General features: G+C 42.2%; 1 protein-coding gene. It reads left to right on the forward strand.

Annotation, left to right across the window (positions count from 1 at the left end):
- Positions 1 to 19: 19 nt before the first annotated feature.
- On the forward strand, positions 20 to 986 hold a 967-nt coding region (locus AKK44_RS08435; protein WP_236686780.1), incomplete at its 3' end, for a gp58-like family protein.

Raw genomic sequence — 986 nt, forward strand, 5'->3', positions numbered from 1 at the left:
TTTTTAGAAAGGAGACTAAATGAGCAGAGACCCAACAACAACTATTAACGAAGAAAACGTAACGATTTTGCCAGACGGTCGTGTTTTTTACACATTCACACCTCGAAAAAACACCAATTCTGTCAGGCTTGCCAGTGATTGTCTTGGAAATGCCAAATTCAGCCAAATCATGATTGAAAAAGGGAATAAAGCAACAGATTATGTTGCGCCTTTCGTTATTGAAGGTAGCGGTGAATCAACAGGTATTTTCAAAGGCTTAGAAGAAGCACTCAACAGTATCAAAGAAATCAATCTTGAGATGACTGACACTGAAAACTCAAATCTGTGGTCTAAAATCAAGATTAATAATCGAGGCATGTTGAGAACGTACTTTGATACGACTATCAAAAACGAGATCTTGGAGACTGCTACAGGTATTAGAGAAACCATATCAGATACTGCTCGTGGGCTTAAGTCAGAGCTCACTAAAACTGTGCAAGGTCAACGCATTCAGCTTGAAAGTCTACTAGAACAAAAAACTGCCGAAATGGGGTTTACCGTTGACGGTCTACGCTTGTCGCTGAATCAAGCCAACGAAAAAACCGCAGTCATTCAAGCTAGCGTAGCGGGCTTGAGACAAGATTATCAAGATGCCGATAAGCAGTTGTCAGCTTCTTTTCAATCTGGTATCGATGGTCTCAAAGCCACTATGCGTGATGAAAAGTTGGGGTTGCAAGCAGAAATTGCATCTTCTGCGAGAGGTTTGTCGCAGAAGTATGATGATGAACTGCGTAAGCTATCTGCTAAGATTACCACGACATCGTCAGGTACGACCGAGGCCTACGAAAACAAACTTGATGGCTTACGTGCTGAGTTTACGCGTAGCAATCAGGGTATGCGCACAGAATTGGAATCTAAAATCAGTGGACTGCAATCAACATATCAAGCGACTGCTAATCAAATCTCACAAGAGATTCGCAATCGCGAGGGTGCTATCAGTCGCATTC

Source organism: Streptococcus phocae (assembly GCF_001302265.1).
Taxonomy (GTDB): domain Bacteria; phylum Bacillota; class Bacilli; order Lactobacillales; family Streptococcaceae; genus Streptococcus; species Streptococcus phocae.